Here is a 17002-nt window from a genome sequence, read left to right on the forward strand (position 1 = left end):
AGGTACATCCTCATATCCAGGAGTTGACCCATGCTGAGCGCCCAAGACCGTGCCATCGTCAAATCGACCGTGCCCCTGCTGGAAAGCGGTGGTGAGGCACTGACCACCCATTTCTACCGGATGATGCTGTCCGAGTACCCGCAGGTGCGCCCGCTGTTCAACCAGGCCCACCAGGCCAGCGGCGACCAGCCCCGTGCCCTGGCCAACGGTGTGCTGATGTATGCCCGGCACATCGACCAGCTCGACCAGTTGGGCGACCTGGTGGCGAAGATCATCAACAAGCATGTTGCACTGCAGATCCTTCCCGAGCATTACCCGATTGTCGGCGCCTGCCTGCTGCGGGCCATCCGTGAAGTGCTCGGCGAGGAAATCGCCACGCCCGAGGTGCTTGCGGCCTGGGGCGCTGCCTATAACCAGTTGGCCGACATCCTGATCGGTGCCGAGGCCGCGATCTATGACGAGAAGGCTGTCGCACCGGGCGGCTGGCGTGGCAGCCGTCCGTTCAAGCTGGTGGCCAAGGTCGAGGAGAGTGCGGAAATCACTTCCTTCTATTTCGAGCCGGTCGACGGCCAGGCGATCCTGGCCTTCGAACCGGGGCAGTACATCGGCATGAAGCTGCTCATCGATGGCGAGGAACTGCGTCGCAACTATTCCCTGTCGGCGCTGGCGAAGGCCGGGCAGTACCGTATCAGCGTCAAGCGCGAGGCGGGTGGCCGGGTCTCGGGTTACCTGCATGATCAGTTGGCAGTCGGTGCGACCGTTGACCTGTTCCCGCCTGCGGGCGATTTCACCCTGGTCGCCAGTGACAAGCCGCTGGTGCTGATCAGTGGCGGTGTCGGTATCACCCCGACCCTGCCGATGCTGGAAGCGGCGTTGGCGACCCAGCGGCCGGTGCATTTCATCCATTGCGCGCGCAATGGTGCGGTGCATGCCTTCCGTGACTGGGTCGACGCCCTGGCCGAACGTCATCCGCAGCTCAAGCGCTTCTACTGCTACGCCGAGGATGACGGGGTGAGCCCGGCGGCGGACAAGATCGGCCTGCTGAGCCAGGAGCAGTTGGCCCAGTGGTTGCCGGAACAGCGCGACCTGGACGCCTACTTCCTGGGGCCGAAAGGCTTCATGGGCGCGATCAAGCGCCACCTGAAGGCCCTGGGCGTGCCGGAAAAGCAGAGCCGCTATGAGTTCTTCGGTCCGGCTGCCGCCCTGGAGTAAGGCAGTTCCCACCGTTGTTTCGTAGCTTTCCCGACAAGCCCCGTGCAGCCCGGCTGCCACGGGGCTTTTTCATGTCGGCAAAATCCCTCCGTGGTTAATCCGCCTTTAATCGACTTCGCGTTAATTCGCCGGAGTTGATCGGCGCATCTGCCGTTCTCGGCTGTTCGATACGCTCAAAGGTCATCTCCTGCGTGTAGACTGGCGAACCAGGGATCGACCACGCCCGGATGGCGCCCCGTGCGCCGGACGAAGGCAACCTCGGCCTGTTGCAGCTGCCGCCAGCACTGCCCTGCGGCCGATCCAATAACGAGTCATAAGGGAAATGGGATGAATGACGAAATGATGCGGTTGGGACGGGAAAAGCGCTTTCTCGTCCTGCTGGGGGGGATCTGCCTGGCCCTGATCGGCGGTGCGCTGTACATGCAGGTGGTGCTGGGCGAAGCGCCTTGCCCGCTGTGTATCCTGCAACGCTACGCCTTGCTGTTCATCGCGATCTTCGCCTTCATCGGCGCCGCGATGCCGACCCGGCGCAGCCTGTCGGTGCTTGAAGGGCTGGCATGGCTGAGCGCGATCGGCGGCCTCGCGGTGGCGGGCCGGCATGTCTACATCCAGGCCTTTCCGCAGGTCAGTTGTGGCATCGATGTGCTGCAGCCGATCGTCGACGGCCTGCCGCTGGCCAAACTGTTCCCGCTGGGCTTCCAGGTCGATGGCTTCTGCGAAACCCCATATCCGCCGGTGCTTGGTTTGTCCCTCGCGCAGTGGGCCCTGGTAGCCTTCGTGCTGACCGTGGTGCTGGTGCCGCTGGGTATCTACCGCAACCGTAAGAACGCTCGCTGAGCGGCCTCTCGGGCGCCCCGGTTCCGTAGCCCGGAATCGGGGCGTTTTCGTGTCTGGAAGCCGGTAAAAATGACCGTGACGAAAGGCAACAAAAGGCCCGAAAAAAGTGCGACATATTGTCACGTCGCAGGGTGCGCAGGGGGGCCTTTCGGTTCGTTGAGGCCTGTCCAATCGACAACAATTCCCGGGAAAGTTCCGTTCGCCGATTTTCTCCCGTATCCCTCGCCGGGAGCCTCTTTCAGGCGCCCCAATACTTGCCATGGCCCCCGTTTTACAGGGGGTAGAGCCGCCTCGTAGGGTGTTTCAGGAGGCCTGGCGGAGCATAGCAGATTGTCCGATAGAAGAACGTATCAGTGCTTCTTGTTGAGAATGAAAAGCGATACGATTCTGTATCATTGCAAAAACGGCGAAGGATTGTTGCGCCACTTGATAAAAAATATTTCAGGATGAGACATGGTTTATAAAACCCGACATATCTACAATCGCCCGCACTGAGTGTCCTGCGTCGTTCATTTTTTGAGCGGGCACAGGGGCCAAAAGGTGCCATGCGATCCCGGGTGCAGGCAACCTTCCAAGTATCCGCACCAAATGGAATTGGTCTGTAACAAGGCCTTTGACCGACGAAATCGAATAAGACTCACTGCCAGCTCCGGATGTGCCGATCAGCGATCAGCGCGAAGGGCAGGCCCTTATTCAATTGAAGAAAAATGCCAACCCTTGGCAGGGTGAAGTGTTGGCGATCAAAACCCAACTGCATTGCGCAAGCTGCTTTAGAGGTCGTGAGATGAGTAAAACTAGGTACCCCAGATTGCTAGGCTTATTGCCGCTGCTCGGCACGTTGTTGCTGGGAGGGTGCAACATGACCTTGCTTGACCCCAAAGGTCAGGTAGGCCTGGACGAACGTAACCTGATCATCACCGCCACGCTGCTGATGCTGTTGGTCGTGGTGCCGGTGATCTTTATGACCCTTGCCTTTGCATGGAAATACCGTGCATCGAACAAGGACGCCACCTACGCGCCGAAATGGAACCACTCGACCAAGATCGAAATCGTGGTCTGGGCTGTTCCGGCCATCATCATCCTGTTCCTGGGCATCGTGACCTACAAGTCGACCCACGCCCTGGACCCGTATCGTCCGCTGGAATCCGACGTCAAGCCGATCAACGTCGAAGTGGTTTCGCTGGACTGGAAGTGGCTGTTCATCTACCCGGACCAGGGTATCGCCACCGTCAACAAGCTGGTCTTCCCGGCCAACACCCCAGTCAACTTCCGGATCACCTCTGACTCCGTGATGAACTCGTTCTTCATCCCGGGCCTGGGTGGCCAGATCTACGCAATGGCTGGCATGCAGACCAAGCTGCACCTGATCTCCAACGAGAATCACGTGTACGAAGGTATCTCCGCCAACTACAGCGGTGCCGGCTTCACCGGTATGAAATTCAAAGCGATCGCAACCAGCCAGGCGGATTTCGATGCCTGGGTAGCTGAGGTCAAGCAGTCACCTAAACAGCTTGAACAAGCCGAATACGCAGAACTTTCCAAGCCGAGCCAGGACAACCCGGTCGAGCTTTATTCTTCCGTCACGCCGAACCTGTTCCAGATCATCGTCGACAAGTACGAAGGCATGAAACCAGGCAAGCCGGTCGAGCACGAGAAGAAAGAAGTGGCCGCAACGGAAGGTTCGCATTCAGCTGCCGGGGCAGAGGAGTAAACGATGTTTGGTAAATTAAGTTGGGACGCGGTCCCGTTCCACGAACCGATCGTCATGGTGACACTCGCCATGATCGCGATCGGTGGCCTGGCGGTCTTCGCGGCCATCACCTACTTCAAGAAGTGGACCTACCTGTGGTCCGAGTGGCTGACTTCGGTCGACCACAAGAAAATCGGCGTGATGTACATCGTCGTCGCCATGGTCATGCTGCTGCGCGGCTTCGCCGACGCGATCATGATGCGTTCCCAGCTGGCCATGGCCACCGAGGGTTCGCCTGGCTACCTGCCTCCTCACCACTATGACCAGATCTTCACCGCCCACGGTGTGATCATGATCATTTTCATGGCGATGCCATTCTTCACCGGCCTGATGAACATCGTCGTGCCGCTGCAGATCGGTGCGCGTGACGTTGCCTACCCGTTCCTGAACTCCCTGAGCTTCTGGCTGCTGGTTTCCGGCGTGGTGCTGATCAACCTGTCCCTGGGCGTTGGCGAGTTCGCCAAGACCGGTTGGGTTGCCTATCCGCCGCTGTCGGGGCTGCAATACAGTCCGGGCGTGGGTGTGGACTACTACATCTGGGCGCTGCAGCTATCGGGTCTGGGTACGACGTTGACCGGGGTCAACTTCCTGGCGACCGTACTGAAGATGCGTACTCCTGGCATGAAACTGATGGACATGCCGATCTTCACCTGGACCTGCACCTGGGCCAACGTCCTGATCGTGGCTTCGTTCCCGATCCTGACCGCCACCCTGGCACTGCTGACCCTCGACCGTTATCTGGATTTCCACGTGTTCACCAATGAACTCGGCGGCAACCCGATGATGTACGTCAACCTGTTCTGGGCCTGGGGTCACCCCGAGGTTTACATCCTGATCCTGCCGGCTTTCGGTGTGTTCTCCGAAGTCATCTCGACCTTCTCCGGCAAGAAACTGTTCGGCCACCACTCGATGATCTACGCCAGCGGCGCGATCTCGGTGCTGGGTTTCATGGTTTGGCTGCACCACTTCTTCACCATGGGTTCGGGTGCGAACGTCAACGCCTTCTTCGGCCTGGCGACCATGCTGATCTCGATCCCGACCGGGGTGAAGCTGTTCAACTGGCTGTTCACCATCTACCGTGGTCGCCTGCGTTTCACCAGCCAGGTTCTGTGGACCCTGGGCTTCATGGTGACCTTCGCCATCGGTGGCATGACCGGCGTTCTGCTGGCCGTTCCAGGTGCCGACTTCGTTCTGCACAACAGCCTGTTCGTTATTGCCCACTTCCACAACGTGATCATCGGTGGTGCGGTATTCGGCTACATCGCCGGCTTCAGCTTCTGGTTCCCGAAAGCCTTCGGCTTCAAGCTGCATGAAGGTTGGGGCAAGGCTGCATTCTGGTTCTGGATCACTGGCTTCTTCGTTGCGTTCATGCCGCTCTACGCTCTGGGCTTCATGGGCATGACCCGTCGCCTGAACGCCACCACCAACCCTGAGTGGGTACCGTACCTGTACGTTGCCTTCGTGGGTGCGATCCTGATCGCCTTCGGTATCGCTTCGCAGCTGATCCAGATCTACGTCAGCGTACGTGATCGCAAGCAGAACCTGGACGTGACCGGCGACCCATGGAACGGCCACACCCTGGAATGGTCGACCTCGTCGCCACCTCCGTTCTACAACTTCGCCGAACTGCCGAAAGCCGACGCTGTCGACGCGTTCACCGAAGCCAAGGAAAACGGTACTGCCTACAGCGTGCCAAAGCGTTACCAGCCGATCCACATGCCGAACAACACCGCGACCGGCCTGGTCATGGGTGCTCTGCTGACCGTCTTCGGTTTCGCGATGATCTGGCACATCTGGTGGATGGCGATCGCCAGCCTCGCAGGTACCGTGATCTATTTCATCATCCATGCTGCCCGTGATGACCAGGGCTACATGGTGCCGGTAGAGACCATCGAACGCATCGAAGCCGAACAGCACAAGGTGCTGGTCGAGGCCAAGGTGATTCCGGCCTCCCGTGTTGAAACCTCGTTGGAAAAGGCTTAAACCATGTCGAATGCAGTGACTCATGCTGGACACGCCCATGGTCATGACCATGGGCACGATGACCACCACCACGACTCGGGCGAGATGACCGTATTCGGTTTCTGGCTCTACCTGATGACCGACTGCATCCTGTTTGCGTCGATCTTCGCAGCGTACGCGGTACTGGTTAACAACGTAGCGGGTGGCCCGTCGGGCCACGACATCTTCGAGCTGCCATACGTGCTGGGCGAAACCGCCTGCCTGTTGCTCAGCTCGATCACCTACGGCTTCGCCATGCTGGCGTTGTTCAAGGGCAAGAAAGGCCAGGTACTGGGCTGGTTGGCGATCACCTTCCTGTTCGGCCTGGGCTTCATCGGCATGGAAATCAACGAATTCCACAAGCTGATCGAAGAAGGCTACGGTCCTAACCGCAGCGGCTTCCTGTCCGGTTTCTTCACCCTGGTCGGGACCCACGGTCTGCACGTCACCAGCGGCCTGATCTGGATGGCCGTGATGATGTACCAGGTCTGGAAAAAGGGCCTGACGCCGACCAACACCACTCGCCTGAGCTGCCTGAGCCTGTTCTGGCACTTCCTGGACGTCGTGTGGATCTGCGTATTCACCGTTGTTTACCTGATGGGGACCCTGTAAATGGCTAATGCACACCATTCCAGTGATGCCAACCATGGCAGCGTGAAGTCCTACATGATCGGCTTCATCCTGTCGATCATCCTGACTGCCATCCCGTTCGGCCTGGTGATGTACCCGTCGCTGCCCAAAGCCGCGACCCTGTGGATCGTGCTGATCTTCGCAGTGATCCAGGTGCTGGTGCACCTGGTGTACTTCCTGCACCTGGACCGCTCCGCCGCGCAACGCAACAACGTGATCGCGTTCATTTTCGCGGCGCTGGTGATCGTCCTGCTGGTAGGTCTGTCGCTGTGGATCATGTTCACTATCCACGCCGTCATGATGGCGAAGTGAGGTAAACCCGATGTCGCTCAAGCACTTTATCCAAATCACCAAACCGGGGATCATTTTCGGTAACGTGCTTTCTGTGGCGGGTGGTTTCTTCCTGGCCTCCAAGGGGCATGTCGATCTGGCCATCTTCCTGGCGGCCATGATCGGCACTTCGCTGGTGGTAGCGTCCGGTTGCGTGTTCAACAACTGCATCGACCGTGACATCGACCTGAAGATGGAGCGCACCAAGAACCGCGTGCTGGTCCAGGGCCTCATCTCCCTGAAGCTGGCGCTGGTCTACGCGACCGTCCTCGGCGTCGCCGGCGTGGCCTTGCTGTATCGCGTCGCCAACCCGTTGGCGGCGCTGTTCGCGGTAATCGGCTTCGTCATCTACGTCGGCCTCTACAGCCTGTATTTCAAGCGCAAGTCGGTTCACGGCACGCTGATCGGCAGTCTGTCGGGGGCGATGCCACCGGTGATCGGTTACGTTGCGGTCAGCAACAGCTTCGACATGGCGGCATTGACGCTGCTGGTGATGTTCAGCCTGTGGCAGATGCCGCATTCCTACGCCATCGCGATCTTCCGCTTCAACGATTACCTGGCCGCATCGATTCCGGTGCTGCCAGTGAAGCGCGGGATCGTGGTCGCCAAGAAGCACATCCTGCTCTACATCCTGGCTTTCGTCGCAGCGACGCTGATGCTGACTTTCAGCGGCTATGCCGGCATGAGCTACCTCGCAGTGGCCGCCGCCATGGGCATGTACTGGTTGTACATGGCCTGGACCGGCTACAAGGCGGTGGATGACACGGTCTGGGCACGCAAGCTGTTCGTGTTCTCGATCTTCACCATTACCGCCCTGAGCGTGATGATGTCCCTGGATTTCAAAGTGCCGACCGAGTTGTTGCTGACTTATGCGCACTGAGTGACCCGCATGACGGAAAAGCCCCGCCTTCGAGAGAAGAGCGGGGCTTTTTTTTGTCTGCCAGCGGGCCGCCTGGAGGGGATCAGTAGACCGACCGGGTGGGGCATGGGTGCAGGCCCAATGCCTCCCATGCTCGCGAACAGCGCAGAGGTATGGCGAAAGGCTTACACGCGCTGGCAGTGATCTCCTCTGTTGACGATTCCCGGGTAGGCTTAATCTACACCTACTGCTGCTGCGCAAGGATGTGTACAGCTTCAGGGACGACAGGCCCGGACCAGGACGGTCGATGACAGGAGTCGTGATGGGCAACAAAGAACCCGCTTAGGCGGGTTTTTTGTTGCCTGTGGAAAAGTGACGTTTCATTCATCCATTACCAGCACTCGATCGTGACGGCTGCCGGGTAAAGGGCGCCCTAGAGCGGTCGGGGCGGGCAAGCCGGCCTTCGGCCATTCCGGCGTGGATTGCCTGGTTGTCCAGCGGTGATTGCCGGCACCTGCTATTTTCCGAAGTGCACTTCAAGTTGTCATATCACTTGCCGATAGAATGCCAACCGTCGGCAGCCATGCCCACGCTACTTCACTTCGGATCATCCCAGGAAAAAGGCCGCCATGCTTCTTCGCCAAATGAATATCGCGCCGCGCGCAGCGCTCGGGTTTGCCCTGATTGCCGTTCTCGTGGCTTTCCTCGGCCTCTTCGCCCTGGAGAAAATGTCGAGTATCCGCGACAGTGAAGTGGCGGTAGAAACCCAATGGTTGCCGAGTATTCGCGGGGGTGACGAGATTCGCGAGCTGATGCTGCGCATCCGGACGATCTCCTTGCGCATGGCGCTGGACCCGGACCCGAAAAACGTCGCCACCTACCGCGCCCAGATGGATACCCGCGACAAGGAACTGAGCGAGAAGATCGTCGCCTACGACAAGCTGGTGACCACCCCGGAGACCCGGGTGTTGTACGACCAGTTCAAGTCGACCTTCGCCGCCTACCGTTCCGGCATCGCCCAATCGTTCACCCTGGCCGAGCAGGGGCGACGGGACGACCTGAACAAGCTGCTGCTGGTGGACATGAAGACCGTGGTCGATGGTTCCGGCAAGCAACTGAACGACCTGGCCGACCTGTTCAGCAAGCGGGTCGAGGCCGAAAGCGTGAAGTCCGAGGCGCATTACAGCAACTCGCGGACCATCGTCATCCTGTTCATCGTGCTGGCGGCCCTGGCCACCGTGGCCCTGGCGATGTTGCTCACCCGCAGCATCGTCAAGCCGCTGGGCGAGGCGCTGGGCGCTGCGCAGAACGTCGCCCGTGGCGACCTGACCCAGAATATCGAGGCGCGTGGCAATGATGAGGTGACTCATCTGCTCGAGTCGCTGGCGACCATGCAGCAGACGCTGCGCAACACCTTGCAGGGCATCACCGGTTCGTCGGTGCAACTGGCAACTGCGGCGGATGAACTGAATGCGGTGACCCTCAACAGTACCCGTGACCTGCAGCAGCAGAACAACGAAATCGAGCAGGCGGCCACCGCGGTCAACGAAATGACCGCTGCGGTGGAAGAAGTGGCGCGCAATGCCGTGTCCACGTCCGAAGCCACCCGCGAATCCAGTGAGTCGGCCCAGTTGGGCCAGGAGCGCGTCAGTGAAACGGCCGAGGCGATCAATGCCCTGGCCGGCGAGGTGGAGCAGACCGGTGAGCTGGTGCAGTCACTGGCTGCCCAGTCCCAGGACATCGGCAAGGTGCTCGATGTGATCCGGGCGATTGCCGAGCAGACCAACCTGCTCGCCCTCAACGCCGCCATCGAGGCGGCCCGTGCCGGTGAGAGCGGGCGTGGTTTCGCGGTGGTGGCCGACGAGGTCCGGGCCCTGGCCTACCGGACACAGCAATCCACCCAGGAAATCGAACAGATGGTGCAGGGCATGCGCAGCAGCTCGACCCAGGCTCTGGATTCGATGCAGGCCAGCTCCCGGCGCGCTGCCAGCACCCTGGTCCTGGCCGAGCGCGCGGGTGATGCGCTGAAGACCATCACGGCCTCGGTGAGCCAGATCCATGAGCGCAACCTGGTGATTGCCAGCGCCGCCGAGGAGCAGGCCCAGGTGGCCCGTGAGGTCGATCGCAACCTGGTGAACATCCGTGACCTGTCGCTGCGTTCGGCGGCCGGTGCCGACCAGACCAGTGCCTCCAGCCACGAGCTGGCGCAACTGGCCAACTCACTGCGTGGGATGGTCGGGCAGTTTCGCGTCTGACCGGCGCGCCTTGCGCCGGGCAACCAGGTGCCGGACCAGGGCGATACCGGCCATCAGCAGCACCACGCCGACGGCGATGGGCAGGCGATAGGGCTTGAGGTTACCGAACACCTGTTCGAGAAACTCGCCGGCCCAATAGCCACCGGAGGCGAACAGAGTGGCCCAGACCACCGCCCCGAACAGATTGATCAGACTGAAGCGCAGCGGCGACAGGCCGCTGGCGCCGATCACCAGTGGGCCGACCAGGCGCATGCCGTAGAGAAAGCGCACGGAAAACACCGACACCAGCGGGTGCCGCACGATCAGCCCGGTCACCCGGTCGATCGCCGCCTGCTGGCGGTGCAGACGCGGTAGCAGGCGGGCACCGAAGAAGCGTCCGGCCCAGAACAGCAGCTGGTCGCCGAGCATGCCGCCGAGGCTGGCCCAGAAAATCACCGTCCACAGTTGCAGCACCCCCTGGTGTGCCGCCACCCCGCCGAGTATCAGGATGGTTTCGCCTTCCAGCAGGCAGCCGATGAAGATCGCCCAATAGCCGTAGCTGGCGAGCAGGTAGGTGAAGTCGATGTGTTCGAACATAGGCGCAAGTCGATCCGTGTTGCAGTCCATGGGCAGCCGGGCGGAGCCCTTGTAGGGTCTGATCGGCCGCCGGGGCGAAAGTGCCCGGCAACCGTCTCAGAGCGGCTGGGCAGTGTCTTTCAGCTCGTTCGACTGACGCCCCAGCCATTCGCGGGGGCTTTCGCCGATCTTGCGACGGAAGGCCCGGGCCAGCGCCGAGGGGCTTTCGTAGCCGACCTCATCGGCAATCAGGGCGATCGGCCGCCCTTCGCGCAGGCGCTTCTGGGCCAGGCTGACGCGCCAGCTGAGCACATAGTCCGCCGGCGTCTGGCCGACCACCCGGTGAAAGTGCGCGGCGAAACTGGCGCGCGACATGTTCGCCTCCTGCGCCAGTTCGGCCACGGTCCAGGGCCGTTCGGGATGGTTGTGCATCATGGTCATGGCCTTGGCCAGGCGCAGGTCGGCCAGGCCCGCCATCATCCCGGTGGTCATGCTGTGGTAGGCCATCATGTGGCGCAGGAACTGGATCACCATCAGCTCGAACAGGCGGTTCATCACCGCTTCGCGACCGCAGTGCTCGGCGAAGGCTTCGCCGAACAGCCAGTCCAGCGTGCCTTCGATCATCGGCACGGCATCAAGTGGCATGACGATAGTCTCGGACAGGGCGACCGACAGCGGGTTGTCGATGCCCCCATCGAAACGCAGTGAGGCACAGACCAGTTCCGCCGCATCGGCCTCGCTGGCGACCAGGTGGTGGGGCAGGGGGCGGGGAATGAGGACCAGGCTCGGTTCCTCGATACGCAGCGTCCTGCCACCTGCCCCCAGGCTGAGCCGGCCGCTCTTGAGCAGATGCACATGGCCGCAGGGCTCTGTGCCATCGACCTCGATCGGGGCCTGCAGCGGACCGCTGTGGAACGTGTTGGCGGCGATGCCGAAGTGGGTCAGCAGGGTCGACAGGCGATCCATGAAAGGGGGTCTCGTAGAGTGATTTAGACGATCTGCCTCATATCATCGACAAAAAGACGCCATTCGTAAACGTGTTTTCGCCATCATGGCCCCACGTTCAAACCGCCACTTCCGGCAGGCCCGTCACTTCAAACGAAAGGAATTACCGATGAAAACGTCCCGTCTCTCTGCTGTGTCGAAACTCTTCGCTGCCGTTGCCATCGCCGCCGGTGGACTGTCCCTGGGCTGGAGTGGTTCAGCCTCGGCGGCCACGGAGCCGGCCAAGAAGGCCACCGTGGTCCTGGTGCATGGCGCTTTCGCCGAGTCGTCCAGCTGGAACGGGGTGATTGCCCGCCTGCAGGCCAAGGGCTACCCGGTGGTCGCCGTCGCCAACCCGCTGCACAGCGTCAAGAGTGATTCCGACTACGTGGCCGATATCGTCGAGCACACACCGGGGCCGGTGATCCTGGTCGGGCACTCCTATGGCGGGGCGGTGATTTCCAACGCGGTCCACGAGCACTCCAATGTCAAGGCACTGGTCTACGTCGCCGCCTTCGCTCCGGAGAAGGGTGAGACCGCGATCGAACTCTCCGGCCGCTTTCCGGGCGGTACCCTGGGCCCAACCCTGGCACCACCGGTGCAACTGAAGAATGGCACCGTGGATCTGTTCATCCAGCAGGACAAGTTCCCAGCCCAGTTCGCCGCCGACGTGCCGGCGAAGGAAGCGGCGCTGATGGCGGCGACCCAGCGGCCGATTGCCGAGGCGGCTCTGAAGGAAGCCTCTGGCGAGCCGGCCTGGAAGACCCTGCCGTCCTGGTTCATCTACGGTTCGGCGGACAAGAACATCCCCGAGGCCGCGCTGAAGTTCATGGCTGACCGTGCCGGCTCCCGGGAAACCGTGGATATCAAGGGCGCATCCCATGTGGTGATGGTGTCCAATCCGGACAAGGTCGCGGCGATCATCGAGGATGCCGCCAAGGCCACTGCGCAGTAACGCCACTGCCGAAAATGGGCAAGGCCTCAGGGCTTTGCCCATTTCTCCAGGGCGAATTCGACGAAACTGCGTAGCTTGGGCAGGCGGTAGCGGTCCTGAGCGTAGAGCAGGTTCATCGGTCGTGACGGCAGCTTGTAGTCGACCAGCAGCGGTATGAGTCGCCCCTCGCGCAGATCGTCGCGCAACAGCGCATCCGGCACCATCACGATGCCCATGCCGGCCAGTGCCGCCTGGTACAGTGCCGATGAGCTGTTGATGGTCATCGGACCGCTGACCGGTACCAGGATCTCCCCTTCCGGGCCGCTCAGGCTCCACTGTTTTTCCACCGTGCGCCAGTCATCTCCCGCCGGGTAGGCGAAAGCCAGGCAGTCGTGATGCTCCAGATCCTGGGGAACCTGTGGCGTGCCGCGTCGCTCGAGGTAGGCGGGTGAGGCGCAGACGGTCAGTGCATAGTTTTCCAGTGGCCGGGCGATCAGCGCCGAAGGCTCGGGGACACCCAGGCGGATCGCCACGTCGAAGCCGCTGTCGATCAGGTCTTCGCGCTGGTTGCTGAGCATCACGTCGAGCTTGATCCGTGGGTAGCGCCGAACGAACTCGCTCAGCGCCGGAGCCAGGCGCTCGGAGCCGAATGTCAGGGGGGCGGTGATCCGCAGGGTGCCGCTCGGTTCGCCCTGGACCTGTTCGGCCAGGCGCTCGGAATCGGCCACCAGGCCCAGTACCTCCAGGCAGCGTTGGTAGTAGGTGGTGCCGAACTCGGTCAGGCGCTGGCGACGGGTGGTGCGGTTGAGCAGCCTGACGCCCAGGCGCTGCTCCAGCGAGCGCAGGTGATTGCCGACCATGGTGGTGGAAATACCGCAGTCCAGGGCGGCGGCGGTCATGCTGCCGCTTTCCACCACTTTCACATACACCTGCATGGCCTGGAACAGATCCATTATCAATTCCTGCTTCAGAATGAATGAAGTTTTATCGAGTTTATCCAGCTCAGGTGGCTAACGATACTGCAAGCGCCAACTCATTGCCTGGAGCCTGCCGTCATGACCGCCACCTGCCTGATGACTACTTATCAACCGCTCGACCTCGGCTTCGTCAAGGGCCTGGGGACGCGTCTGTGGGACCAGGGCGGTCGTGAGTACCTGGACGCCGTGGCAGGGGTGGCGGTGACCAACGTCGGGCACTCCCATCCACGGCTGGTCAATGCGATCAGCGAGCAGGCCGGGCTGCTGCTGCACACTTCGAACCTCTACACCATCGACTGGCAACAGCGGCTGGCGCAGCGCCTGGCCGGGTTGTCGGGCATGGACCGGGTGTTTTTCAGCAATTCCGGCGCCGAGGCCAATGAAACCGCGCTGAAGCTGGCACGCCTGCATGCCTGGCACCGTGGGATCGAACAGCCGTTGGTGGTGGTCATGGAGAACGCGTTCCACGGCCGCACCCTGGGCACCTTGTCGGCCAGCGATGGTCCAGCGGTGCGCCTGGGCTACAACGCGTTGCCGGGGGATTTCATCAAGGTGCCGTTCGGAGACCTGCAGATCCTGCACAGCATCGCCCGCAGTCATGGCCAGCGCATCTGCGCCGTGCTGATGGAGCCGATCCAGGGCGAGGGTGGGGTGCAGCTGCCGCCGCCGGGCTACCTGAAGGCGGTACGCGACCTGTGCAAGCGGCGCTCCTGGTTGCTGATGCTCGATGAAATCCAGACCGGCGTCGGCCGCACCGGCCAATGGTTCGCCTTCCAGCGCGAGGGTATCGTCCCGGACGTGATGACCCTGGCCAAGGGCCTGGGCAACGGCATTCCCATCGGTGCCTGCCTGGCAAGGGGCAAGGCTGCGCAGTTGTTCACCCCGGGCAGCCATGGCAGCACCTTCGGTGGCAATCCGCTGGCTTGCCGGGTCGGCTGCACCGTGCTCGATATCATCGAGGAGCAGGCGCTGGTCAGCAATGCTCGGCGGCAGGGAGATCGGCTGCTGGCGCGCCTGCAGGAGGCGCTGGGGCAGCACCGGCAGGTGGTGGCGATCCGGGGGAGGGGACTGATGATCGGCATAGAGCTGAAGGAGCCGATCCGCGACCTGGCGCTGATCGCCGCCCGCGAGCAGGGCGTGCTGATCAATGTCACGCGGGGCAAGACCATCCGCCTGCTGCCGCCGCTGACTATCGATGCGGCGGAAGTGGAGATGATCGTCGCCGGCGTCTGCGGTGCCCTGGCCGCCGCGTGCAGCGCAGCCGAGGCAAAAGCGGTGGCGGTATAGCCAAAGGCTTACACGACACACTGGCGATCACGTCTTTGCCCGACCCGGTCGTTGCCTTAATCTACACCCATCACTGCTGCATACGGATGTGCGCAGGATCACGGAAGATCGACCTGGCTAGGATGGCTACCGACAGGATGTTGGGCAGGTCAACAAAAGAACCCGCTTCGGCGGGTTTTTTTGTGCGTGCGTGAAAGCCCTAGGACTTTTCTTCAATTCCTGTCATACCCTTCCTCGATGCCCTTGCCTGTCTTGTCGACGTCCGAACGGCAAACGGAGACTTGCTGACATTGTCCAGTCAAAAGGAATGTCAGGTGGATATTCAGAAAAGTCAGGCGTTTGGGCGGCATGGAATCACTTTTTACATCTCGCGTTTCAGCGTGACCTCCATTAATCGACATGAGCTCACTACGCTCTATTTCCATGAGGCCCGCATGGCTAACTGGGAGCTGAGCCGCCGCCTGCGCGAACTGTATGATCGGATGCTTGCCAGAGATTTGCCTTGTGCCATGGGCGTGGTTGTCTCCAAGCCGCTGACTCGGCAACAGGCCGACTTGCTGAATGAGCAGCGATCCGACCTGGCCGTCCTTGTCGGTTCCATTTTCGGGGGCATCGTTTCAGGAATATCGAAAATGACCAGTCTGTGGGCGGCTCGGGAGGGGCGAAAGTTTTCTCAGAGCCAATTGCGTACTTACCATGCAGGCGACGTCATTGTCGGGATTGAGGCTCATGTCAATGGCGGCATAGGTCCACAACGTACCGTCACATCGCTGCTCATTCCTACCCAGGCTGGCTAAGACATGAGTGAGCCTGCCCAGTTTCTGGCGTTTTATGCATTGTTGCTTCCAATCGGTCATCTCGTGAGAGCCTACAGTGTGAGAAAGTGGCTCGGGCTACTGATGATCATCGCTGGGTTGGCAGCGCCCTGGATGATCCCGCGTATGTTTCAGGGGTTTGACCTGGTCATTTTTTCGTTCGTGATCAGTGCTGTGGGTTTTGATCTTTTCCGGCGGCGGCGCCGGTTCGACGAGGAGTGCCAACGGGTCGGGCGCCGAATCATTTCCCGGCCCAAGGATGTGTGAGCCAATGAGTGATTTCCTGCATTACGGAATGCCGATACTTCTCGCCGCAGGTCTCTACTATTGCGTAAAAAATCCGCGGATTCGGGCCCGTCTGGGCATTTCGCTCATCCCCCTGGGTTATGGGCTGCTGTGGCTGGCTCCCACATTCCATGAGTTGCTCGACGCCGATTTCCTTGCCATTGGCGCAGTGGCGCTAGGGGCGAACCTGTATTTCAGTCGTGAGCTTTTTCACGAGTCGGCGTGAGATTGTCCGTGTCCAGAAATGCAGAAAGGCAGATCTGTTTCAGGGCCGTCGCCTACGTGCCCGACCATGAAACAGACCTGCCTTTTCCATCGAGACTTCGATAAAGCTGTTCTATGTCTTTACTGCTGGGCGACGCTGTAGCCGGCAAACGCCGTCTGCTGCTGGATCGCGGTGACGATGTTCTTGCGGGTTGCCGGCTGCTCGTTGCCTTCGTTATCCACAAAGGTCTCGCTCAGCAGTTCGGCCAGGTCGCCGTGGCCGGCAAAGGCGAAGCCGAGGAATTCGAACGCCTCGCGGTCGGCGTTGGCCTTGGTGCGAGGGGTACGCAACGGGAAATTGACGCTGGCGCCGTCCTTGCTGATGACGAACACCTCGGCTTCCTTCTTCGCCCGCGACGATTTGCCCTTGCCGGCATTCGGGTTGCTGATCGCCTGGTGGGTCTGGTTCAGCACCTTCAGCGCCAGGCCATAGACCAGCTCCTGGAACGCCGGGTCATCCTTGTAGCTGGACAGGATCCGGGTGATCGGGAATTTCGTGCTCAGGTCTTCCAGCGCGGCGATGTCCGCGGCTTCGGCGTCCTTGAGCTGCTTGAGTTGGCCCATGAGCTCGTAGGCCTGGTCGTCGTCGAAACGGTCGTGCGCCTGGCGGATGGCCGTGCGCAGCTGGCGGATTTCCTCACTTTCCCTGGACGTGTGGAAAGCGTCGAGCACCATTTCACTGATGGTCTTGGCCTGGGCCACGTGCTGGGACAGATTGATCGCGTTTTCGTATTCGTGCTTGGCGGACAAGGAGGTTACGGCTTCATCGGTATGAGAGTCAGGCATCGAAAATTCGCTATTTCATTTAACAGGGTGTAAGGCTCAAAATGCCGCAGCATTTTTGGGGGCGTTTAATCTATTGGAGCGGCGCGCTGTTGTCACGGATCACCGGGCGAGCGGCCCGCTCAATGACAGGGTTTGTCGACAAATCAATATGTTTCAAAGTTGTTCGCCAAAATTTTGGCTGACCATTTGTCCGTGCTGAATAAAATCAATTAGACAGCAAAATAATGACACCATCATATTG

At 60.9% G+C, this 17002-nt stretch carries 17 protein-coding genes; 13 read left to right on the forward strand and 4 right to left on the reverse strand.

Annotated features, from left to right (window positions below):
- Positions 1 to 30: 30 nt before the first annotated feature.
- From hmpA to HU752_RS06050, 8 genes are all read left to right on the forward strand, one after another.
- Entirely contained in the window at positions 31 to 1212 is a 1182-nt protein-coding gene (gene hmpA / locus HU752_RS06015) for an NO-inducible flavohemoprotein (RefSeq protein ID WP_186681108.1), read from the forward strand.
- Between the two features lie 327 nt (positions 1213 to 1539).
- The gene (locus HU752_RS06020) at positions 1540 to 2049 is read left to right on the forward strand and encodes a disulfide bond formation protein B (protein ID WP_186681106.1); all 510 of its coding nucleotides are present in this window, start codon (positions 1540 to 1542) and stop codon (positions 2047 to 2049) included.
- 784 nt (positions 2050 to 2833) lie between these two features.
- On the forward strand, positions 2834 to 3760 hold the full coding sequence (gene cyoA / locus HU752_RS06025) for a ubiquinol oxidase subunit II (RefSeq protein ID WP_186681233.1): 927 nt from the start codon (positions 2834 to 2836) through the stop codon (positions 3758 to 3760).
- 3 nt (positions 3761 to 3763) lie between these two features.
- Positions 3764 to 5782, forward strand: coding sequence for a cytochrome o ubiquinol oxidase subunit I (gene cyoB / locus HU752_RS06030; RefSeq protein ID WP_186681104.1), 2019 nt, complete (start codon positions 3764 to 3766; stop codon positions 5780 to 5782).
- A gap of 3 nt (positions 5783 to 5785) precedes the next feature.
- Positions 5786 to 6412: a cytochrome o ubiquinol oxidase subunit III gene (locus tag HU752_RS06035; protein WP_186681102.1), complete on the forward strand. Its 627-nt coding sequence runs from the start codon at positions 5786 to 5788 to the stop codon at positions 6410 to 6412.
- The gene (cyoD, locus tag HU752_RS06040; RefSeq protein ID WP_186681100.1) at positions 6413 to 6742 is read left to right on the forward strand and encodes a cytochrome o ubiquinol oxidase subunit IV; all 330 of its coding nucleotides are present in this window, start codon (positions 6413 to 6415) and stop codon (positions 6740 to 6742) included.
- 10 nt (positions 6743 to 6752) lie between these two features.
- Positions 6753 to 7640 (forward strand): heme o synthase, encoded by an 888-nt coding sequence (cyoE, locus tag HU752_RS06045; RefSeq protein ID WP_054060158.1) that lies wholly within the window; start codon positions 6753 to 6755, stop codon positions 7638 to 7640.
- Between the two features lie 608 nt (positions 7641 to 8248).
- Positions 8249 to 9874: a methyl-accepting chemotaxis protein gene (locus HU752_RS06050; RefSeq protein WP_186681098.1), complete on the forward strand. Its 1626-nt coding sequence runs from the start codon at positions 8249 to 8251 to the stop codon at positions 9872 to 9874.
- On the opposite strand, the gene HU752_RS06055 is transcribed toward HU752_RS06050, so the two are convergent.
- Both HU752_RS06055 and HU752_RS06060 read right to left on the reverse strand, forming a co-directional pair.
- The gene (locus HU752_RS06055; protein ID WP_186681096.1) at positions 9839 to 10450 is read right to left on the reverse strand and encodes a DedA family protein; all 612 of its coding nucleotides are present in this window, start codon (positions 10448 to 10450) and stop codon (positions 9839 to 9841) included. The genes HU752_RS06050 and HU752_RS06055 overlap by 36 nt on opposite strands.
- A gap of 96 nt (positions 10451 to 10546) precedes the next feature.
- Positions 10547 to 11395: an AraC family transcriptional regulator gene (locus tag HU752_RS06060; protein WP_186681094.1), complete on the reverse strand. Its 849-nt coding sequence runs from the start codon at positions 11393 to 11395 to the stop codon at positions 10547 to 10549.
- A gap of 148 nt (positions 11396 to 11543) precedes the next feature.
- Here HU752_RS06060 and HU752_RS06065 point away from each other — a divergent pair, with 148 nt between their 5' ends.
- Complete coding sequence (locus HU752_RS06065) at positions 11544 to 12368, forward strand: alpha/beta fold hydrolase (protein WP_186681092.1); 825 nt, start codon at positions 11544 to 11546, stop codon at positions 12366 to 12368.
- Between the two features lie 26 nt (positions 12369 to 12394).
- On the opposite strand, the gene HU752_RS06070 is transcribed toward HU752_RS06065, so the two are convergent.
- Positions 12395 to 13300 (reverse strand): LysR family transcriptional regulator, encoded by a 906-nt coding sequence (locus HU752_RS06070; protein ID WP_186681090.1) that lies wholly within the window; start codon positions 13298 to 13300, stop codon positions 12395 to 12397.
- A 102-nt stretch (positions 13301 to 13402) separates the two neighbouring features.
- Here HU752_RS06070 and HU752_RS06075 point away from each other — a divergent pair, with 102 nt between their 5' ends.
- The 4 genes from HU752_RS06075 (at position 13403) to HU752_RS06090 (ending at position 15937) form a co-directional block, all read left to right on the forward strand.
- Positions 13403 to 14611: an aspartate aminotransferase family protein gene (locus HU752_RS06075; protein WP_186681088.1), complete on the forward strand. Its 1209-nt coding sequence runs from the start codon at positions 13403 to 13405 to the stop codon at positions 14609 to 14611.
- A gap of 314 nt (positions 14612 to 14925) precedes the next feature.
- Complete coding sequence (locus HU752_RS06080; RefSeq protein ID WP_186681086.1) at positions 14926 to 15408, forward strand: hypothetical protein; 483 nt, start codon at positions 14926 to 14928, stop codon at positions 15406 to 15408.
- Between the two features lie 3 nt (positions 15409 to 15411).
- Positions 15412 to 15693, forward strand: coding sequence for a hypothetical protein (locus HU752_RS06085; protein WP_186681084.1), 282 nt, complete (start codon positions 15412 to 15414; stop codon positions 15691 to 15693).
- A gap of 4 nt (positions 15694 to 15697) precedes the next feature.
- Positions 15698 to 15937, forward strand: coding sequence for a hypothetical protein (locus HU752_RS06090; RefSeq protein WP_186681082.1), 240 nt, complete (start codon positions 15698 to 15700; stop codon positions 15935 to 15937).
- A gap of 119 nt (positions 15938 to 16056) precedes the next feature.
- Here HU752_RS06090 and HU752_RS06095 read toward each other — a convergent pair whose 3' ends face one another.
- Positions 16057 to 16761, reverse strand: coding sequence for a hypothetical protein (locus HU752_RS06095; protein WP_186681080.1), 705 nt, complete (start codon positions 16759 to 16761; stop codon positions 16057 to 16059).
- Between the last annotated feature and the right edge of the window lie 241 nt (positions 16762 to 17002).

This window comes from Pseudomonas vanderleydeniana, from assembly GCF_014268755.2.
GTDB classification, from domain to species: Bacteria; Pseudomonadota; Gammaproteobacteria; order Pseudomonadales; family Pseudomonadaceae; genus Aquipseudomonas; species Aquipseudomonas vanderleydeniana.

What these genes read in the sequence shown, in the direction of transcription:
- hmpA (WP_186681108.1), top strand. Translation starts at nt 31, where the DNA reads ATGCTGAGCGCCCAAGACCGTGCCATCGTCAAATCGACCGTGCCCCTG.
- HU752_RS06020 (WP_186681106.1), top strand. Translation starts at nt 1,540, where the DNA reads ATGAATGACGAAATGATGCGGTTGGGACGGGAAAAGCGCTTTCTCGTC.
- cyoA (WP_186681233.1), top strand. Translation starts at nt 2,834, where the DNA reads ATGAGTAAAACTAGGTACCCCAGATTGCTAGGCTTATTGCCGCTGCTC.
- cyoB (WP_186681104.1), top strand. Translation starts at nt 3,764, where the DNA reads ATGTTTGGTAAATTAAGTTGGGACGCGGTCCCGTTCCACGAACCGATC.
- HU752_RS06035 (WP_186681102.1), top strand. Translation starts at nt 5,786, where the DNA reads ATGTCGAATGCAGTGACTCATGCTGGACACGCCCATGGTCATGACCAT.
- cyoD (WP_186681100.1), top strand. Translation starts at nt 6,413, where the DNA reads ATGGCTAATGCACACCATTCCAGTGATGCCAACCATGGCAGCGTGAAG.
- cyoE (WP_054060158.1), top strand. Translation starts at nt 6,753, where the DNA reads ATGTCGCTCAAGCACTTTATCCAAATCACCAAACCGGGGATCATTTTC.
- HU752_RS06050 (WP_186681098.1), top strand. Translation starts at nt 8,249, where the DNA reads ATGCTTCTTCGCCAAATGAATATCGCGCCGCGCGCAGCGCTCGGGTTT.
- HU752_RS06055 (WP_186681096.1), bottom strand. Translation starts at nt 10,450, where the DNA reads ATGTTCGAACACATCGACTTCACCTACCTGCTCGCCAGCTACGGCTAT.
- HU752_RS06060 (WP_186681094.1), bottom strand. Translation starts at nt 11,395, where the DNA reads ATGGATCGCCTGTCGACCCTGCTGACCCACTTCGGCATCGCCGCCAAC.
- HU752_RS06065 (WP_186681092.1), top strand. Translation starts at nt 11,544, where the DNA reads ATGAAAACGTCCCGTCTCTCTGCTGTGTCGAAACTCTTCGCTGCCGTT.
- HU752_RS06070 (WP_186681090.1), bottom strand. Translation starts at nt 13,300, where the DNA reads ATGGATCTGTTCCAGGCCATGCAGGTGTATGTGAAAGTGGTGGAAAGC.
- HU752_RS06075 (WP_186681088.1), top strand. Translation starts at nt 13,403, where the DNA reads ATGACCGCCACCTGCCTGATGACTACTTATCAACCGCTCGACCTCGGC.
- HU752_RS06085 (WP_186681084.1), top strand. Translation starts at nt 15,412, where the DNA reads ATGAGTGAGCCTGCCCAGTTTCTGGCGTTTTATGCATTGTTGCTTCCA.
- HU752_RS06090 (WP_186681082.1), top strand. Translation starts at nt 15,698, where the DNA reads ATGAGTGATTTCCTGCATTACGGAATGCCGATACTTCTCGCCGCAGGT.
- HU752_RS06095 (WP_186681080.1), bottom strand. Translation starts at nt 16,761, where the DNA reads ATGCCTGACTCTCATACCGATGAAGCCGTAACCTCCTTGTCCGCCAAG.